This is a genomic window from Billgrantia endophytica (assembly GCF_002879615.1).
GTDB lineage: Bacteria > Pseudomonadota > Gammaproteobacteria > Pseudomonadales > Halomonadaceae > Halomonas > Halomonas endophytica.
In genome coordinates, this window is the sequence record NZ_PNRF01000032.1 from 127884 (window position 1) to 145673 (window position 17790).

General features: G+C 63.1%; 14 protein-coding genes. 7 read left to right on the forward strand and 7 right to left on the reverse strand.

Features of this window, described 5'->3' with window-relative positions; translation table 11 throughout:
* The first annotated feature begins 31 nt into the window (after positions 1-31).
* From hfq to C1H69_RS16115, 6 genes are all read left to right on the forward strand, one after another.
* A complete protein-coding gene (hfq, locus tag C1H69_RS16090) occupies positions 32-283 on the forward strand; it encodes an RNA chaperone Hfq (protein WP_066445437.1) in 252 nt (83 codons plus the stop codon).
* Positions 284-292: 9 nt separating this feature from the next.
* Positions 293-1609 (forward strand): ribosome rescue GTPase HflX, encoded by a 1317-nt coding sequence (gene hflX / locus C1H69_RS16095; RefSeq protein ID WP_102654394.1) that lies wholly within the window; start codon positions 293-295, stop codon positions 1607-1609.
* Between the two features lie 200 nt (positions 1610-1809).
* On the forward strand, positions 1810-3036 hold the full coding sequence (gene hflK / locus C1H69_RS16100; protein WP_102654395.1) for an FtsH protease activity modulator HflK: 1227 nt from the start codon (positions 1810-1812) through the stop codon (positions 3034-3036).
* Positions 3037-3921: a protease modulator HflC gene (gene hflC, locus C1H69_RS16105; RefSeq protein WP_102654396.1), complete on the forward strand. Its 885-nt coding sequence runs from the start codon at positions 3037-3039 to the stop codon at positions 3919-3921.
* Between the two features lie 205 nt (positions 3922-4126).
* Complete coding sequence (locus C1H69_RS16110; RefSeq protein ID WP_102654397.1) at positions 4127-5302, forward strand: ATP phosphoribosyltransferase regulatory subunit; 1176 nt, start codon at positions 4127-4129, stop codon at positions 5300-5302.
* Between the two features lie 101 nt (positions 5303-5403).
* Complete coding sequence (locus C1H69_RS16115) at positions 5404-6699, forward strand: adenylosuccinate synthase (RefSeq protein WP_102654481.1); 1296 nt, start codon at positions 5404-5406, stop codon at positions 6697-6699.
* A gap of 114 nt (positions 6700-6813) precedes the next feature.
* On the opposite strand, the gene C1H69_RS16120 is transcribed toward C1H69_RS16115, so the two are convergent.
* From C1H69_RS16120 to C1H69_RS23640, 7 genes are all read right to left on the reverse strand, one after another.
* Positions 6814-9426, reverse strand: a complete 2613-nt coding sequence (locus tag C1H69_RS16120) for a tetratricopeptide repeat protein (RefSeq protein WP_102654398.1) — start codon at positions 9424-9426, stop codon at positions 6814-6816.
* Between the two features lie 40 nt (positions 9427-9466).
* Positions 9467-10717 carry an alginate lyase family protein gene (locus tag C1H69_RS16125; RefSeq protein ID WP_102654399.1) on the reverse strand — a complete coding sequence of 417 codons (1251 nt, stop codon included), beginning with the start codon at positions 10715-10717 and terminating at the stop codon, positions 9467-9469.
* 38 nt (positions 10718-10755) lie between these two features.
* Positions 10756-11631: a polysaccharide lyase gene (locus tag C1H69_RS16130; RefSeq protein ID WP_240609970.1), complete on the reverse strand. Its 876-nt coding sequence runs from the start codon at positions 11629-11631 to the stop codon at positions 10756-10758.
* A gap of 64 nt (positions 11632-11695) precedes the next feature.
* Positions 11696-13252, reverse strand: coding sequence for a PilZ domain-containing protein (locus tag C1H69_RS16135; protein ID WP_102654400.1), 1557 nt, complete (start codon positions 13250-13252; stop codon positions 11696-11698).
* A 19-nt stretch (positions 13253-13271) separates the two neighbouring features.
* The gene (locus C1H69_RS16140) at positions 13272-15206 is read right to left on the reverse strand and encodes a glycosyltransferase (RefSeq protein ID WP_102654401.1); all 1935 of its coding nucleotides are present in this window, start codon (positions 15204-15206) and stop codon (positions 13272-13274) included.
* A gap of 9 nt (positions 15207-15215) precedes the next feature.
* A complete protein-coding gene (locus C1H69_RS16145; RefSeq protein WP_102654402.1) occupies positions 15216-16562 on the reverse strand; it encodes a UDP-glucose dehydrogenase family protein in 1347 nt (448 codons plus the stop codon).
* A 369-nt stretch (positions 16563-16931) separates the two neighbouring features.
* Positions 16932-17177: a hypothetical protein gene (locus C1H69_RS23640; protein ID WP_165789505.1), complete on the reverse strand. Its 246-nt coding sequence runs from the start codon at positions 17175-17177 to the stop codon at positions 16932-16934.
* 61 nt (positions 17178-17238) lie between these two features.
* Here C1H69_RS23640 and C1H69_RS16150 point away from each other — a divergent pair, with 61 nt between their 5' ends.
* Positions 17239-17751, forward strand: coding sequence for a GNAT family N-acetyltransferase (locus C1H69_RS16150; protein ID WP_102654403.1), 513 nt, complete (start codon positions 17239-17241; stop codon positions 17749-17751).
* Positions 17752-17790 lie beyond the last annotated feature (39 nt).

Genomic DNA, 17790 nt, shown 5'->3' on the forward strand with positions numbered 1-17790 from the left:
CCCTCATGAGAACGTTTTAGGGAGAGGTAACATGTCCAAAGGGCAGTCCCTTCAAGACCCGTACCTGAATATTCTGCGCAAGGAGCGCATTCCGGTATCGATTTTCCTGGTCAACGGCATCAAGCTGCAGGGACAGATCGAGTCCTTCGATCAGTTCGTCATTCTGCTGCGCAATACCGTTAGCCAGATGGTCTACAAGCATGCCATTTCCACCGTGGTTCCGTCGCGCAACGTGCGTCTGCCACCTCAGGATCCTGCTGCCCAGCCGGAATCAAACGTGTGAGGATACTGATTGTTTTTTGAACGTCCCGATGCCGGTGAAACGGCAGTACTGGTTCATGTGGATTTTCAGGATGAACGCGAACGCGAGGACCCAGGCGAGTTCCTGGAGCTGGTGCGTTCCGCAGGTGCCGAGTCGGCAACGCTGTTGAGTGGCAGTCGGCATCGGCCCGATTCACGCACCTTCATCGGGAGCGGCAAGGTCGAAGAGCTGCGTGAAGCGCTGAGCATTCACGGTGCCGAACTGGTGATCTTCAACCATGCCCTCAGTCCCTCCCAGGAGCGCAATCTGGAGCGTGTGCTCAAGTGTCGTGTGCTGGATCGAACGGGCCTCATCCTCGATATCTTTGCCCAGCGGGCGCGTACCCATGAAGGCAAGCTTCAAGTCGAGCTGGCCCAACTGGAGTACATGTCCACTCGCCTGATTCGGGGTTGGACTCACCTGGAGCGTCAGAAGGGGGGGATCGGCCTGCGTGGACCCGGCGAAACCCAGCTGGAGACCGACCGCCGGCTGTTGCGGGCGCGTATCAAGGCCATCCACAAGCGCCTCGACAAGGTGCGCAGTCAGCGTTCCCAGAATCGTCGCGCCAGAGCCCGGGCGGAGATTCCCAGCGTTTCCCTTGTCGGCTATACCAACGCCGGCAAGTCAACGCTATTCAACGCCTTGACCGAGTCGAAGGTCTATACGGCAGATCAGCTGTTCGCTACCCTCGACCCGACGCTGCGGCGCCTGGAAATCGGCGATGTGGGGCCTGTTGTGCTGGCTGACACCGTGGGTTTCATCCGACACTTGCCGCACAAGCTGGTGGAGGCCTTCCGGGCTACCCTGCAGGAGGCCGCCGAAGCCACGCTTCTGGTGCATGTGATCGATGCGGCCGACCCGGATCGCGATCTCAACGTGACGCAGGTCGAGGGTGTACTTGACGAGATCGGCGCGCTCGATGTGCCGATGCTCAAGGTCATGAACAAGATCGATCTGCTCGACAGTGCCCCTCGTATCGAACGCGATGGTCACGGTCGTCCCGAGGCGGTCTGGCTGTCGGCCCAGAAGGGGCGTGGTCTCGACCTGTTGGCCCAGGCGCTGTCGGAGTGCCTGGCCAATGACGTGATCGACTTCCCTCTGGTCCTGTCGCCGGAACAGGGGCGCCTGCGGGCGGGACTGCACGAGCTGGATGCCGTGCGGGAAGAGGGCTTCGATGAAGAGGGCATGATTCGACTCGGCATCCGGTTGCCTCGCCGCGATTTCCTGCAGTTGATGGCGCGGTTGGGTGAGCGGGCAGAAGACTATCTTCCGCCTGAGCTGTGTGAGCGTCCTGTCTGGGAGGAGTGACGACCAGACGGCTGGTCACTGGGGGCGCTGCAAGACGCAGCCTCGCGATGGCAGGTCGCGCAGGTATCGAACCGATTTCGCAATGAACCGATTCGCAATAACAGAACGGGCCACGACGCCAATGGCGTCGACAGGATGGCAACCGACTCCTTCGCTGGCCTGGCTGGTGGCGGGGGGGCAACGCAGAGTGGAGAAGACGTATGGCTTGGAATGAGCCTGGTGGCGGCAACCAGCACGACCCTTGGAGCGGTGGGGGGCGACGCGGCGGCGGAAACGGAAACGGCGGCGGAAACCGTGGTGGCAAACAGGGGCCTCCCGACCTTGACGAGGCCCTGAAGAAGTTTCAGGACAAGCTCAACAGCATGTTGGGCGGTCGTGGCGGCAAGGGAGGCGGTCGTGGGGGCCAGGGAGGCAGTGGCAAGCCACGCAATACCCTTGCCTTGCCTGGGCTGCTGCTCGTCATTGCCCTGGCGATCTGGGGAGCCATGGGCTTCTATCTGGTCGACCAGGCTGAACGGGGCGTGGTGCTTCGCTTCGGCAAGTTTCAGGAAATAGTCACCCCTGGCCTGCATTGGAACCCGCCGCTGATCGATGACGTGCGGATGGTCAACGTGACCCGCGTTCGCTCGCTGACTCAGACCCAGTCGATGCTGACCCGTGACGAGAACATCGTCGAAGTCGAGATATCGGCCCAGTATCAGGTGAACAACCCACGCGACTTCGTGCTCAATGTGCGCAATCCGCAGCTTTCCATAGAGAACGCGCTGGATTCGGCGCTGCGTCACGTGGTTGGCGGGACGGACATGATCGAGATCCTGACCTCGGGTCGTGAGATTCTCGGCAGCTCCGTGGCAAGCCGCCTGCAGACCTACCTCGACAGCTATGGTACGGGGATTCGCCTGCAGACCATCAACATCGAGTCCACCTCGGCGCCGGCGCCGGTCATCGATGCCTTCGATGACGTCATCCGGGCTCGTGAGGATCGCCAGCGGACGATCAACGAAGGGATGGCCTATGCCAATGCCATCATCCCGGCTGCCCAGGGTCAGGCTCAGCGCCTGGTCGAACAGGGCCAGGGGTATCGTGAGTCCGTCGTCGCCGAGGCTCAGGGTCAGGTCAACCGCTTCAATGCGCTGCTGACCCAGTATCAGACCGCTCCGGAAATCATGCGTGAGCGTCTCTATCTCGATACCATCACCGAGGTCTTCGGCAAGACGCCGATGGTCCTGATCGATGTCAGCGAAGACAGCCCGTTGATGTATTTGCCGCTCGACCAGCGCCCTGGTGGCGGAGCGAGTGGCGAAGGTGACGGCGACGGAGCCCGCGGCGAGAGTGGTGAACTGGATCCGCGCGTGCTCGAGAGACTTCGCACGACATCGTCGACGCAGGGCAGTAACGCCAGTGGTATCCGCAGGGAGGGCCGCTAAATGATTAACAACCGTTCCCTGATCATCGTGGGCAGCCTGGCCGCCGTTGCCTGGTTGGCCAGCAACAGCCTCTATGTGGTCGACGAGACCGAACGTGCCGTCAAGTTGCGCTTCGGTGAGGTCATCGAGGAGAACATCCAGCCGGGCCTGCATTTCAAGGTGCCGATCACCCAGACCGTGCGAAAGTTCGACACTCGGGTGCTGACGCTGGATACCGATACCAGCCGCTACCTGACCCTCGAGCAGAAAGCGGTCATCGTGGACTCCTTCGTCAAGTGGCAGGTGATCAACCCCACCCGCTACTACGAGGCGACTGCCGGCGATGAGATGATGGCGATCCGGCTGATCCAGCCCCGGGTCGACGAGAGCCTGCGTAACGAGTTCGGCCGCCTGGACCTGCAGCAGATCATTGCCGAGCGTCGGGACGACCTCATGATCCGTCCGACAGCCGATCTCGACGAGCTGATGCGCGAGGAGCTGGGGGTGTCGATCCTGGATATTCGCGTCAAGCGGATCGACCTGCCCGAGGATGTATCGGCAGCCGTCTATGACCGTATGCGCTCCGAGCGCGAGCGCGAGGCTCGCGAGTGGCGTGCCCAGGGCCAGGAAGAGGCCGAGCGCATTCGCGCCAACGCCGACCGTCGCCGTCAGGTACTGCTGGCCCAGGCGACCGAGCGGGCCGAGACGCTGCGTGGTGAAGGTGATGCCGAAGCGGCCGCCATCTTCTCCGAATCCTACGGTCAGGATCAGGAGTTCTTCAGCTTCTGGCGCAGTCTGAACGCCTATCGGAGCAGCTTCGATGGCGAACAGGACATGCTGGTGCTCGATCCCTCCAGCGACTTCTTCCGCTATCTCAAGAGCCCGGCTCTCCAGCCGCGGGACTGACGCGGGCAAAAGGGCGGTGGGGTAGGCAGGCTGCCCCCCATCGTCCTTTCATTAGGTCGCATCTGGCTTGCGGTGGGGTTCAACCCGTCGTCAAACGTGATAGAATCCTTGAACCGGGCGTGGCCCGGTTTTTTTGTGGGCATTTTCCGGCGGCATCGAACGAACGTTATTCGCCCGACCCTTATCGCCTTGCAGGATTGACAACATGACCATTGCTGACCGCTGGCTGCTGCCCGACGGCATGGACGAGGTGCTGCCGCCCCAGGCGAGCCGCATGGAAGAGCTGCGCCGGGCACTGCTCGATCTTTATCACTGCTGGGGCTATGACCAGGTGATGCCGCCGCCGGTGGAGTTCCTCGACTCGCTGTTGACGGGGACCGGCACGGACCTGGATCTGCAGACCTTCAAGTTGACCGATCAGTCGACAGGGCGGCTGATGGGCGTGAGTGCCGACGTCACGCCGCAGGTGGCGCGCATGGATGCCCACTCGATGCGCCACCGGGGCCCGGCCAGACTCTGTTACTGCACCAACGTGCTGCGTGCCAAGGCCGATCAGCCTCAGGGCGGCCGCAGCCCGGTCCAGGTCGGTGTGGAGCTGTTCGGCCATGCCGGCCTCGAGGCCGATCTGGAGATCCTGCGCCTGGCACTGACCAGCCTCAAGGTGGCGGGAGCTGATGAACTGCACCTGGCACTCGGTCATATCGGCATCTATCGCAGCCTGGTCCAGGCGGCAGCCCTCGATAGTGACCAGGAGCGGGCGTTATTCGCTGCGTTGGAGCTCAAGTCGCCAGGCGCATTGGCAGAGCAGATCGAAGCCAGCGTCAGTGACGCGGCACTGGCAGAGATGTTCATGGCGCTGGGCGACTTGCATGGTGGCCCCGAGGTTCTGGACGCGGCTCGCGACGCCTTCGCCGGTGCACCGGCTGCGGTAGCCGAGGCCCTGGCCCAGTTGCGGGCCCTGTACCGCGGGGTGCTGGAGGCGCATCCCGAGGTCGAGCCCTATGTCGACCTGGCGGAACTGCGGGGCTACCAGTACCACACGGGCATGATGTTTGCCGCTTTCGTACCCGGCTATGGTCAGGCATTGGCCAAGGGCGGACGCTATGACGACACCGGCCGGGCCTTTGGTCGCGCCCGCCCGGCGACCGGCTTTTCCATGGATCTCAAGCTGTTGGCCACCCTGGTCCAAAGCGAGCCGGCTTGTGACGGGATCTGGGCTCCCGCGGATGGGGCTGGGGTCGGTGAGGCCATTGCCGCCTTGCGAGAGCAAGGCATGCGGGTCGTGCAGGCGCTGCCTGGACAGGCCACGGCTCCCGAGGCGCATCGCTGCAGTCGCCGACTGGTATTGACGGACGGCCACTGGCAGGCCGTGACGCTCTAGAGATGACATAGCCGGCGGTGCGAGCCGGCCACCGAACGCGGCCCAAGGGCCGGATCATGGACGCGCACCTGAGCGGCGCCGACACGAGAGATGAAATCACCATGGGCAAGAACGTAGTCGTACTGGGCACACAGTGGGGAGACGAAGGCAAGGGCAAGGTCGTCGACCTGCTTACCGAATCCGCTTCGGCGGTGGTGCGTTTCCAGGGCGGACACAATGCAGGTCATACGCTGGTCATCGACGGTGAGAAGACCGTACTGCACCTGATTCCCTCCGGCGTCCTGCGCAGGGACAAGATCTGCATCATCGGCAACGGGGTGGTTCTGTCTCCCGAGGCGCTGATCAAGGAGATTCGTGAACTGGAAGCGAAAGGGGTGCCGGTACGCGAGCGCTTGCGCCTGTCGCCTGCCTGTCCGCTGATCCTGCCGTATCACGCTCGTCTCGACCTGGCCCGCGAGAAAGCGCGTGGTGTCGCCAAGATCGGTACCACCGGCCGCGGTATCGGTCCCGCCTACGAGGACAAGGTAGCACGTCGCGGCCTGCGTCTCGGCGACATGCTCCATCGGGAGCGCTTCGCCTCCAAGCTCGGCGAGGTGCTGGATTACCACAACTTCGTGCTGGTCAACTATCACGGCGAGAAACCGGTCGACTTCCAGATGGTTCTCGACGAGGCCATGGAAATGGTCGAGGAGCTGCGCCCCATGGTCTGCGACACCGTCGGCCTGGTCCATGAGCTGCGTCGTGCCAACGAGAATATCCTGTTCGAGGGGGCCCAGGGATCACTGCTGGATATCGATCATGGCACCTATCCCTTCGTCACCAGCTCCAACACCACTGCCGGTGGCACCGCCACGGGTTCGGGTGTCGGACCGCTCTACCTGGACTACGTGCTGGGGATCACCAAGGCCTATACCACCCGTGTCGGCTCAGGCCCTTTCCCCACCGAGCTGTTCGACGAGCATGGACGTCATCTGGCCGAGCGTGGCCATGAATTCGGTGCCACCACCGGTCGTCCTCGCCGCTGTGGCTGGTTCGATGCCGTGGCCCTGCGTCATGCGGTTCAGATCAACTCCGTTTCCGGCATCTGCCTGACCAAGCTGGACGTGCTCGATGGCCTGGAGAACATCCGCGTCTGTGTCGGCTATCGCAGCAAGGATGGCAAGGTACTCGATACACCAGTGGATTCCGAAGGCTACGAGGCCCTCGAGCCAGTCTATGAAGACCTGCCCGGCTGGAGCGAATCGACCCTGGGCGTCAAGCGGGTCGAGGATCTGCCGGCCAATGCGCGCTCCTATATCAGCTACCTGGAAGAGAAGGTGGGGACCTCCATCGATATCATATCCACCGGACCGGACCGCAACGAGACCATCGTGCTGCGCAATCCTTTCGACGACTGAGCAACGCACCAGTTCGCCTGGATGACGACAACCCCAGGTTTCATGAACTCCCGTTATACGAAAGGCCGGCACTGGGTTGCCGGCCTTTCGCGATCTGCGCGGTGAACGGCCTGATCACTCGGATTCCGCGATCGCTTCCGACAGCAGGTCATGGAGTGTTTCAAGGGCCAGGTCGCTGTCGCCTTCCATCACGTCATCCAGCCACAGCAGGGCCTGGTCACGATTGGCCGTCTCGAGACCATGTGCCGAGAGGTAGGCCTCGGCCAGGGCAAGCCGAGCGGAGCCGTGCCCCTGTTCGGCCGACTGAAGGAGATAATCCGCCCCGCGCCGGGGATCCTGTTCGAGCAACTCGCCGCGGAGATATTCGCGCCCCAGGGTGGCTTGGGCACCGGGGTGATTCTGGTCGGCAGCCTCCTGTAACAGCGCTTGTCCCCGTTCGATATCCTGGGGCATGCCGTTCTCGCCGCGCAGCAGGATGCGGCCGAGATTGGCTCGGGCCGAGAGACTGCCGCTCTCCACGGCGCGGTTCAGCCACTCCGCGGCCTGGTCCGGGTCGGATTCGACGCCGTTGCCGGTCAGGTAGGCCTGGCCGAGCCACTGTGCCGCATGTGGATTGCCGGTGTCGGCCGCCTGGCGCAGATAGGCGACGCCTTGTTCAGGGTCGGCCTCCACGTGGTCACCGTTGAGGTAGGCTCGACCCAGCCTCAGCCGTGCGGCCTCATGACCGCCGTCGGCGGCGGTCTGAAGCATCTGGATGCCGCGCTCGGGGTCGGTTTCGAGCAGCAGTTCCCCGAAATCTGCCCGTGCTCCGGCATGGCCCGCATCGGCGGCACGTTCCAGCCAGGCCCTTGCATGCTGATGGTCCTGCTGGACACCACGCCCATCCATGAAGGCCCGGCCCAGATCGGCCATGGCGCCGGGATGACCGTCCTCGGCTGCGGAAATCAAGGCATTGATATCGCCCTGGGCGCCACGGTCACGTTGAACGTAGGTGAGGGCATCGTCGGCGGCTTCATGACCGGTCTCCTGGGCACGGTTCAGCCATCGGGTCGCTTGATCCAGGTCCTGTTCGACCCCGTTGCCATGGCGATAGGCCCTGCCGAGGACCACCATGGCGTAGCCATCGCCCTGGTTGGCCGCTTCCACCAGCAGATCATGACCCCGGGAAGGGTCCCGACTGTCCAGCGGGCCTTCCAGATAGGCTTCACCAAGCTGGGTCATTGCCGTCGTGTCGCCGGCCTGGGCGGCCGCCTGGAGCAGCTCTTCGCCTCGAGTCAGATCCCGCGGGAGGGTCTCGCCTTCGAGATGGGCTTGTCCCAACAGCCGCAGCGCTCCCTCCTGTCCCCTGTCGGCGGCTTCCTGCAGCAGTGCCTCCCCCCGGGAGCCGTCAGGGGAAACACCGCGGCCTTCCAGATAGGCCTGGCCGAGCTGCTGAGTGGCCCAGGGGTGGCCCTGCTCATGCCCCCGCTCCAGGTAATCGACGGCTATATAAGGTTGACCGGCGATGCGTTCGTCGTCGAGATAGAGTGCCCCCAACTGTGCCAGGGCCAAGGGATGGTCCTGCTCGGCGGCCTGTTCGAGCAGGCCGATGCCCCGCGGCAGATCATTGAGACCGCCCTGGCCTTCCACCAGGGCACGCCCCAGCATGACGGCGGCATCGAGCGACCCGGCTTCCACAGCTTCACGTAGCCAGCGTTCGGCACGCACCGGCTGTGGGCTACCCGTCTCGGGCTCCAGCAGGGCATGACCCAGATGGGCCATGGCGTCGACGTTGCCCTGGTTGGCGGCCTGCTCCAGGAGTTCGACACCCTGCTGGTATTCGCCGGTATCGAGCATGGCGTTACCCGCCCGGGCCAGCGCGTCCAGGTCCCCTGCGTCGGCGGCCTGCTGCAGCCAATGTACCCGCTGATCGGGCTGGTCGCCGAGCAGGCCGCCTGGTTCGTAAAGCCTGGCGAGCTGGAGCATGGCGTTCGTCTCGCCCTGGCTGGCCTGCTTTTCCAGCACGTCCGCGTAGCGCTGGGAATAATCCATGGAGCGGGCCGGATCCTCTTCCAGCCATCCCCCGGGTGCGTAGGCCTCTGCCAGCCCCTTGAGCGCATGTTCCTGCTCACGCCCGGCGGCCCGGGCATAGAGCTGGTAGGCCAGGTCCGGGTCGGCTTCCACCCCGTCTCCTCCTTCGGCAAGCAGCGCGGCCAACCGGACTTCCGCGTCGCGGTCGAGGTCGGCCTCCATCGCCTGCCACAGCAGGTAATAGGCGAGAACGTCGTTGCGCTCGACTCCGGCTCCAGTGCGGTAGAGGCCGGCAAGGTTCAATGACGCATGGCCATGGATTGGGGAAGGGCGTTCAATGGCTTTGCCATACAGGCGGGCAGCCTCGGCCTGGTCCCGTTCGACACCCAGGCCACGCTCGTACAGCTTCGCCATTTCGTAATAGGCGGACGGAAAGCCGCGCTCCATGAGGGACTGGAACTCTTCGATGGCTTCCTCGTGGCGCCCGGCGGCAAGGGAGTCCTGGGCGGCATTGACCCGGTCCCAGTCGTAACCGTCCATCGGTACTTCGAGGCCGCCGTCGAACCAGGCCTCGTATTCCGCCGGAATGGCGCGGGCATGGCCACCGCCGGGGGGCTCGTCGGTAATGGCACAGCCTGCCAACCATGCCACGAGGATGGCCGCTGCGGCCAGCCGCAGCGGCGGTGCGATTCGGTTTCGGTAGGTGATCGTTTTCATGGTTATCCGCCTTGATATCGGGTCGCAATGACCGTGTTCCCTAGTCGCCAAGGCCGTAGAAGGCCTCGGTCCGGCTCCGATCATCGTCCAGCACGACGTGCTGTTGGGCATCGGGCTGCATGAGATAGAACGTCACGTAGCCCCCCGCGCTGCGGTTGTAGAGCGGACGTAGCCGGGACACCAGGCTGGCCATGCGCGGATGGTCGAAACGGCGCTGGTAGATGTCCATCCAGGTAAAGTATTGCGGGTCCTTGAGAAAGCCCATGTACTGCTCGAGAGGGGCGTGGTCCCCCAGCGCCGCCGGGTCGTCGAGAATCGTGAAGAGATAGTCGACGGCATCATGAATGGTGCTCCCCTCGTACTCCAGATCGAAGATGTCGTAGCCCTGGCGGGAAATGACCTCCATGTTGGTCACCAGGTAGAGCAGGGCGTAATTCTGGTAGTGGATGGCACGGCGACCCCGCCGCACTTCCAGCGGCAGCGCCCCCTCTTCGGTCATGTCGTGCAGGGCGGAGTAGATGGCACTGACCCCGAAGCGAAACAGGTCTTCGTCTTCGGTGAGTATGCCGATCATGCTGGCGTAGAGCGCGCGACGGTAGAAGTGGTTGTTGCAGCAGCTCTCTTCGGGTTCGCCGGGTATCGCCGAGTGCTGCAGGGCGAGCCCGCGAAGCCAGAGTTCGACCTGTTCACGCTCCTCTTCCATGCCTTCGATATAAGGGCGGACGGTGGAGTAGGCCATGGCGGCGGCAAACAGCATCGACTCGCTGGCAAACCAGGCCTGCGGTTCCATGGATTCGTAACGGAAAGTGGTGAGTGCGCCGGCCTCTGCCCAATGGTCCAGATAGTTCACCAGGCATTCGGCATAGTAGGGGTCGCTGGTGGAAACGAAGGAGCCCGCCAGCATCGAGACAGTGTCCTCGAAGAGAAAGAGCGGCTCGGTGGCGACTTCCCACTCCTCGGGAGAGGGGTAGTAACCGGGGATGCGCCCCCGGGTCGTGATGGGTTCGTAATTCAGCAGCTGCCTGCAGCTCGGTCCTTGGGCCAGCTCATCCTTCTGTTGCAGCAGGATGGAGTTGTCGGTATTGCCGAGAAGTTCCTTGCGCTCTTCGACGTCGAAATAGCCGGCATCGGGGTTCGTGACCGTATAGCCCGAAAGATCTATGCCTTGCCGCTGTTCACGAGAGAGGGTATCGGGATCGGCACTGGCGCCTGCCCACGCTCCGGCCAGGGCCAGGGGTAGAGCCAGGTGCAGCAGTTGGCGCGGCGGACGGCTTCGCAGGCGCTGTGTCATGGTCGGTATCACTCCTTTGATACTCAAATGATGTGGCTTCACGGGGTGTAGAAGCGAAAGGCCGCGAAGTCGACAAACTGGTCTCGTGGGGTTTGCCACTCCTTGCCGGTTCCACCGAAGAAGGTCGAGAACATCAGGCCGTCGATGGTCGATTCCGGCGTGGTGCGATAGGTGATGTCGCGGTGTTCGAGCACCGGACGACCGTCGATCCACAGGCGGGCGATGCCATTGTCCCGTCCCGGGTCGTTGAGTATGACCTCCTGTTCGACGCTCACCCATCGCCCCACCGGGAAATGCCAGGACCCGCGACCCACCGATACGCCTTCGTGACCCACCACATAGGGGTAGAGCTCCCCCTCGCCCATTTCGCGCCACATCAGGCGCAGCGAGAAGCCGTTCTCGCCGTCCACGGCTTCACCGCCGCTTGGGGCATCACCGCCATAAAGGCCGGGCAGCTTGCCGCCCTTGACGAAGTCGAAATCGGGGGCGAAGCGCACCTGGTAGCTGAGACAGGCTCGTTCCGCCCCAGCCAGGGCTTTCGGATCGGCATAGAAGCCGGCTCCGCCGAGCGGTTCATCGCTCGGGGACGAGGTACCAGCCGGGTAATGGACCCGCAGGCCGGGTTCGTCAAGGTCGGTATGCTCGGCACCGAGGCGCTGTACATTCTCCTCGGTGCCCCAGTGGCGGTGGGTGTCGAAGCCTTCACGGATCGACTCGTGGCCGTTGCCTGCCTGGGCGGGCCTTGGCGTATCGACCTGTACATAACGCTGGGAACAGGCCTCGACCTGTGGCACTCCCACGGAGGCTTCGTCGACATCCTCGGCGAGGGCCGGTCCGACGGTCAGCAGGGCCAGGGCCGTCAACAGGCCGCCGGCCTTGCGATGTCTTGCGTAGAGAACGTTGTCCAGAGGCATGCTGGCTCCTTGCGGTTGGGCCGCGCTGTCATGGCACTGCGGATCGCCTGCGGTACAGGGCCCCTTACCCTTCATCGGTGTCGTCATCGTTTTCCTCCAGGGCGGCGCGATAGATGTTGTCACCGAACTGAATCACCGTGCGTACTCCCTGCCAGATGCGCTCGGAAGCGGCACCCAGCAGCGGTGCTTCGGTGAATCGGACATCCACCGGCTGGCCGACGCTTTCGGCCGGCAGCGTTTCCTCGGGAACCAGCAGGACGCTGGCGACGTTCTGCTGTTGTCGCACCCAATTGGGGAAGCCGGCACGGGGCTGGCGTTCCACGTCAAGCGCTACATTGCGAACCCGGGCGCGAATCGGCTCGGAGCTGTTGGCCAGGGTGATGTAGGCTTGCTGGTTGGGTTCGATACGATTGATATCGTTCATGTGAACCAGCGCTTCCACCATGACGTCGTCATCGCCGGTACGGATCAGGGTCATGATCCGCTCGCTCTCGTTGATATAGGTGCCATCGGCACTGCTCAGGGCCCAGGCCACGAGACAGTCACAGGGGCTATAGATATTGTTGCTTGCCTTTCTTGCCTCCAGGGCGGTAATGCGCGAGTTCTCGTAGTCCCGCACCGTTTCGAACTGCTCGATCCGGGCCTGGGCGATCTCCGGCGACACCGATTCGAAGGTCATGGTATCGCCGCTGGCCGGCTGGGCGGAGTTGGCCAGGCTGACCTCCTGGTTACCGGCTTCCATGTGTTCCTGAAGGTTCTCGATCAGCCGGTTGTTGTAGTTCAGTGCGGCATCGGCAAGGATCAGGTCGGACTCCAGATCGCTGTTCTCGACATTGGTGAGCAGTTGGTCCCGTTCGACCCGATCACCGGCCTGGAGCTCGTGTTCGGCCAGGATGCCGGGCCCGGGGGCACGGATGTCGATACGGGGTGCGGTAACGGCGGCAAAGCTCGGTTCGATAAGCATGAAGTTGCGATAGGCGGTCGCGGCACCCACCAGCACCAGCAGCCCGATGGCCAGGAACAGGATGATGTAGCGTCCCATCGGCTTGGGTGGCCGGGCGGGGGCGCGCGGCTTGCCCGGCTCGATCTGGCGCTTGTGCGGTGTCTGGGGGTCTTCACCCGCCATCAGGCCTTCGATATCGGGTGAACGACCGCTAAGTGCGCTGCGTATGACCTGACGCAGCAGCTCGCGATGAGGCGGCTCGATATCGATGATTTCGAAGCTGGCCCGCTGACCACCCCCGTTGGGGGCGGCGGAGCCGACCCGGAGGCATTCGGCCTTCAGCGGAACGATCAGCTCGGTCGGGCCAGCCATCAGCAGGAGCGAAGCCGATACCTTCTCGCCGGGCTGAAAGCCGCGTTCGCTCTGGGCCGAGAAGCCACCAAGCGAAACATCGGAGCCGGGCAAGGTGCTGCCGTCATCCAGCCGGACACGGAATGGGAGTGCGACACGGATATAGCCTCGCTCGTCGCGACGCTCGTGCTGCACTCGGTCGCCTTTGGTCAGGCGCGCATGCTCCTGGCCGCCGCTCTCGGATTCCGGGACACCGCCTCGTGGGGGAGTATGCCCCAGGGTGGGTTCATGACGTTCTTGATCGTCGCTTGAGTAGTGGTCAGCCATCCGTTGGTCGCTCCTTGCGTTAGGGTCCAACCGTTGCCACGTCAGTTGCGGCAAGGGGTTCGAGCCTCAGACGTATGTTGACGAGAGTCAGATCATGTTCATGCAGCGCCAGGCTGCAGCTTGCATCGGTGGTGCAATGCACCCTGCCTTCGACGGGTTCTCCGTCCGGCCCCCGCAGCCGTGCTGCAAGATCGGGTACCAGCGCCAGAGTCGTGGTGGCGTTGCCGACGGCGCCGCTGACCAGGTCCGCTCTTGCCCGCGGGCCCTTATCCCAGGCATCGAGCAAGGTGCCATCCAGGCGGAAGGTGCCGGCGGGGAGCTGCACCGTGCCACCGTCAGGGGTGTCGACAAGGGCCAGGTAGAGCCAGCGGTCGACGTATTCCTGCTGCGAGTTGCCCCAGCCGTTGTCCCGCGCAATGGAGAGCGAGATTCGGTCCGGTGGTTGCAGTACGCCAGTGGTAAGCGTCAGGGCGAAAAGCAGTACGCCGTAGGCGAAGCCGTGAAGCACGTGGCCCATGCGCCGCTGGCGTCGGGCTGCCACCGGGTTGCCGGGCTCCCCGGCGGAGATGCCCTGGCGCGACCATTTCTGGCGGTTGAAGCGGAAGCTGACATAGGTCTTGAGCATCGCGCCCCATACCTGGTTGTAATAGATCAGCGGGATCCACAGCAGGCTGTAGCGACCTCTCTGCCACGCCAGAATCAGCGTGGCGATGCCACGGGTGAAGATGATCCAGAGGACGTAGGCGAAGAGGAAGGATGGCCTGACGAATAGCGATACCAGCGTTACCACCGTTGGCCCGACCAGCGTGGTCCACATGGAAAGGCGCTGGTCCACCAGGCTCCACCAGGTGAACATCCCCATGGGGCGTGGCCCCAGGGCGATGGCCCGATTGCTGGTACGCAGCATGTTGCCGTACCAGCGGCGCATCAGGTCGGTGGTCGAGGCGAAGAAGCGTCGCCTGTCCGGCAGCTCCTCGAACCCCGTGACATGGACATCGGGCAGGTAGAGCATTCGCCAGCCATTCTTCAGCAGCCAGAACCAGGATGACTTGTCATCACCCGAAAGGAACGTGAAATGGCCGAATCGCCAATGATCGACATGGTCGCTTTCGATGAGTTCGATGAAATCCGGCTGAGTTGCCAGGTCGGCACGAAAGACGCTGTAGCGTCCCGTGAGTACCAGTAGTCTCCTGGACACCGACATGGAGCTCATCATCAGGTGCCGCTGGGCGTAGCGCAGGTCATACCACTCGCATGTGGCATCGTCACCGGTGACCTCGGCGCGATTGTTGGTGGTCAAGGCCCCAAGGTCTGCCTGGGCCTGGAAGAAGGAGAGCGAGCGTGGCAGCGTGCCGGGCTCGAGGCGGATATCGCCATCCATCGAGATCAGCAATGCCCCCGGGGCCGGCAGGCGGCGTGAGATTGCTCGCAGCACCTCGGCCATGGCGGAGCGCTTGCCATCCCCCTTCTGGAACATGTAGCGGATCTCGATGTTCTCCGGCCAGTCATGCTCATCCATGACATGGGTGATGACATCCACGTCGGTGCGATCCGATATCGAGGCGAAGATGGTGGTGGGCACTCCGTAGTCGGCGACCTCCCGAACCATGGCGTCGTAGACCTGAAAGTTGATTTCGGCCTCGATGCGATAGGACGTGCAGAGCACGAAGAGCTCGGGTGGACGCACGATTTCGTCCACCGTATCCGCCTCGGCTCGCAGCCGAGGGAAAACGTGGCGGTTGTACCAGACCGAGCGAACGGCTTGTATCAGCCACCACGAGTAGCGCCAGACGGCGATACCCCCGATGACGAAGAAGAAGCTCTGTGACTCCGGGGTGAAGACATCCGATGGCAGCTGACTGAACACCACGATCAACAGGGCCAGGCCCAGCGCCAGGGTGGTACATTCCGATACCCAACTGGCAACGGTAGGATCTCGAGGAGCACGGGACATGTCGACTCCTCAGGCCAGTACTGGCCGTACCGAGTCACCACGGCCAATGGCGTAATAGCTGAGCCCGGCAGCCTTGACGGTTTCCGGGGAAAAGAGGTTGCGGCCGTCGATCACCACCGGTTCGAGCAGTGTCTTGTACAGTTGGTCGAAATCGATGGTACGGAAGGCCTTCCACTCGGTGCAGATGACCAGCGCGTGAGCGCCTTCCAGTGCCTCGTCGCGGTTGTCGGCGAGGACGAGGTCATCGCGTTCGCCATAGATCCGGTGGCACTCGCTGGCCGCCTCGGGATCGAAGGCCTGGACGCGGGCGCCAGCCTTCCAGAGGGCTTCCATCAACGTCCGGCTGGGGGCCTCACGCATGTCGTCGGTGTTGGGCTTGAAGGCCAGACCCCATAAGGCGATGGTCTTGTCGGCGAGCTGGCCATCGAAGGCCTGGCATAGCTTCTCGAACAGCTTGCCCTTCTGCCGGCTGTTGACACGCTCCACGGCCTTGATCATTTCGGCGGGATGTCCCGCCTCTTCGGCGGTATGGGCCAACGCCTTGACGTCCTTGGGAAAGCAGGAGCCACCATAGCCGCAGCCGGGATAGATGAAACTGTAGCCGATCCGGGGATCGGAGCCGATACCGTGGCGAACCTCTTCAACGTCGGCGCCCAGGCGCTCGGCCAGGTTGGCCACTTCATTGATGAAGCTGATCTTGGTGGCCAGCATGGCATTGGCCGCGTACTTGGTCAGCTCGGCACTGCGGATGCCCATGAACAGCATCTTGTCGCGCTGACGGTTGTAGGGGCCATAGCACTCCATCATGGCCTTCTTGACGCGCTCAGAATCCGTCCCGACCACGATTCGCGAGCCTCGGGAAAAGTCTTCGAGCGCGGCTCCTTCCTTGAGGAATTCGGGATTGGAGCAGACATCGAACGCCATCGACCGACCGCGCTTTTCCAATGATGCCGCGACGGCACGCCCCACCTTGCTGGCGGTTCCTACCGGCACGGTCGACTTGTCGACGATGATCCTGTAGTCGTTCATGTTATTGCCGATGGTTTCAGCCACCTTGAGCACATGGGTCAGGTCGGCGCTGCCATCCTCGTCTGAAGGGGTGCCTACCGCGATGAACTGAAGCAGGCCGAAATCGACACCCTCGGCGGAGTCCGTCGTGAAGCGCAGCCGCCCCGCGGCCTGGTTCTTGCCGATCAGGCTCTCGAGGCCGGGTTCGTAGATAGGGACTTCACCGGCATTCAGACGGGCGACCTTGTCGACGTCCACGTCGACACAGATCACGTCATGACCGACATCGGCCAGACAGGCGCCGGTCACGAGTCCCACATAGCCAGAACCGAAGATGGTAATCCTCATGTCGTTGCTCCTTGCTGGTTGGCCCCTGCTTTCCCAATGACGTCACCTGTCGGCGTGCCGACGAACCATGACGAAGCAGAGCCGGGAACATGTCCTTACGCCCTAGCCAAGAAGCAACTTTTGCGCCAACTTGGCCAAGAAGTTATAAAACGGCGTTCTGAATGGGGGGGAACATGAGGGAAGGTCATTCTGCCGCCTCGACGCGTCGCCATTAAGCGACGCCTGCGGCCAAGTGTGAGGAGAGACTTGTAGATCAAGTGCTTGAAGTGTCGTCAAATGGAGACGTTGCCGGTTAGTTGTTATTTACATGATTGTTTTTAAAGGGTTGATTCTTGTTGGTGCAGCGCAGGATATCCCTGGACGTGTCACTCACGACCAGCCCGCGTGCTCGGCCAGACGTGCCATGCGGTAGGTGTGGTGATCCAGTGCCGTGGTTTCACGAATGAACGGGGCGTCGAACTCGGCGAGTCTCCCTGGCGAAGATATCCTGTTCTTCCGGAGGCAAGTCACGCAGGCGAAGGCGTTTGACCCGCTCCACAGGGCGGCTGCCGACATCAACAGCATGCCCTTGCGCCATGTCATCGACAAGCGAGGCGGCGGGTGAAATGATTTCACGCTTCCGGCCGCTGACAGCGATTTCGGCCATGATGACAAGCCCGACTCTTCGAGGCACGCAATGACCGTGACCCTGCGCCAGGCCAGTACCCGTGACCTGGCTTCCCTTTTTCGCCTGGAGCAACTGGCCTTTACCAGCGACCACTTCAGCCGCCGCCAGCTCTGGCACCTGCTCAACCGCGCGCACGCCTTGACCCTGGTGGTCGAGTGCGCGGCGTCCGACGGCGGTGAGGCACGGTTGCTGGGCTATGGCACGCTGCTGTTGCGTCGTGGCAGCCGGCGCGTTCGGCTCTACTCCTTCTGCGTACATCCCGACGCCAGGGGAAGCGGCCTGGGGCGCCGATTGCTCGAAGCGCTGGAAGCCGAGGCACGTAGCCGAGGGGCCGAGGTTCTGGGCCTGGAGGTGCGTGCCGACAACCGGATCGCACTGGGGCTCTATCGTCGAATGGGGTTTCGCCTCGAACGCTGGCTGGACGATTACTACGAGGATGGCTGTGCCGGCTGGCAAATGACGAAGCCGCTGGCGCCTGCTGCCGAGGCCATGGCTGGGCAGGCAGGCGGACCAGTGGACTGATAGAATCAGTTCACCATCAATGGACAGACAGGATAGCGT

Coding starts and splice junctions, on each gene's coding strand:
- C1H69_RS16125 (WP_102654399.1), bottom strand. CDS start 10,717: ATGACACAGCGCCTGCGAAGCCGTCCGCCGCGCCAACTGCTGCACCTG.
- C1H69_RS16150 (WP_102654403.1), top strand. CDS start 17,239: ATGACCGTGACCCTGCGCCAGGCCAGTACCCGTGACCTGGCTTCCCTT.
- C1H69_RS16115 (WP_102654481.1), top strand. CDS start 5,404: ATGGGCAAGAACGTAGTCGTACTGGGCACACAGTGGGGAGACGAAGGC.
- hflK (WP_102654395.1), top strand. CDS start 1,810: ATGGCTTGGAATGAGCCTGGTGGCGGCAACCAGCACGACCCTTGGAGC.
- C1H69_RS16145 (WP_102654402.1), bottom strand. CDS start 16,562: ATGAGGATTACCATCTTCGGTTCTGGCTATGTGGGACTCGTGACCGGC.
- hflC (WP_102654396.1), top strand. CDS start 3,037: ATGATTAACAACCGTTCCCTGATCATCGTGGGCAGCCTGGCCGCCGTT.
- C1H69_RS16135 (WP_102654400.1), bottom strand. CDS start 13,252: ATGGCTGACCACTACTCAAGCGACGATCAAGAACGTCATGAACCCACC.
- C1H69_RS16120 (WP_102654398.1), bottom strand. CDS start 9,426: ATGAAAACGATCACCTACCGAAACCGAATCGCACCGCCGCTGCGGCTG.
- C1H69_RS16140 (WP_102654401.1), bottom strand. CDS start 15,206: ATGTCCCGTGCTCCTCGAGATCCTACCGTTGCCAGTTGGGTATCGGAA.
- C1H69_RS16110 (WP_102654397.1), top strand. CDS start 4,127: ATGACCATTGCTGACCGCTGGCTGCTGCCCGACGGCATGGACGAGGTG.
- C1H69_RS16130 (WP_240609970.1), bottom strand. CDS start 11,631: ATGCCTCTGGACAACGTTCTCTACGCAAGACATCGCAAGGCCGGCGGC.
- hfq (WP_066445437.1), top strand. CDS start 32: ATGTCCAAAGGGCAGTCCCTTCAAGACCCGTACCTGAATATTCTGCGC.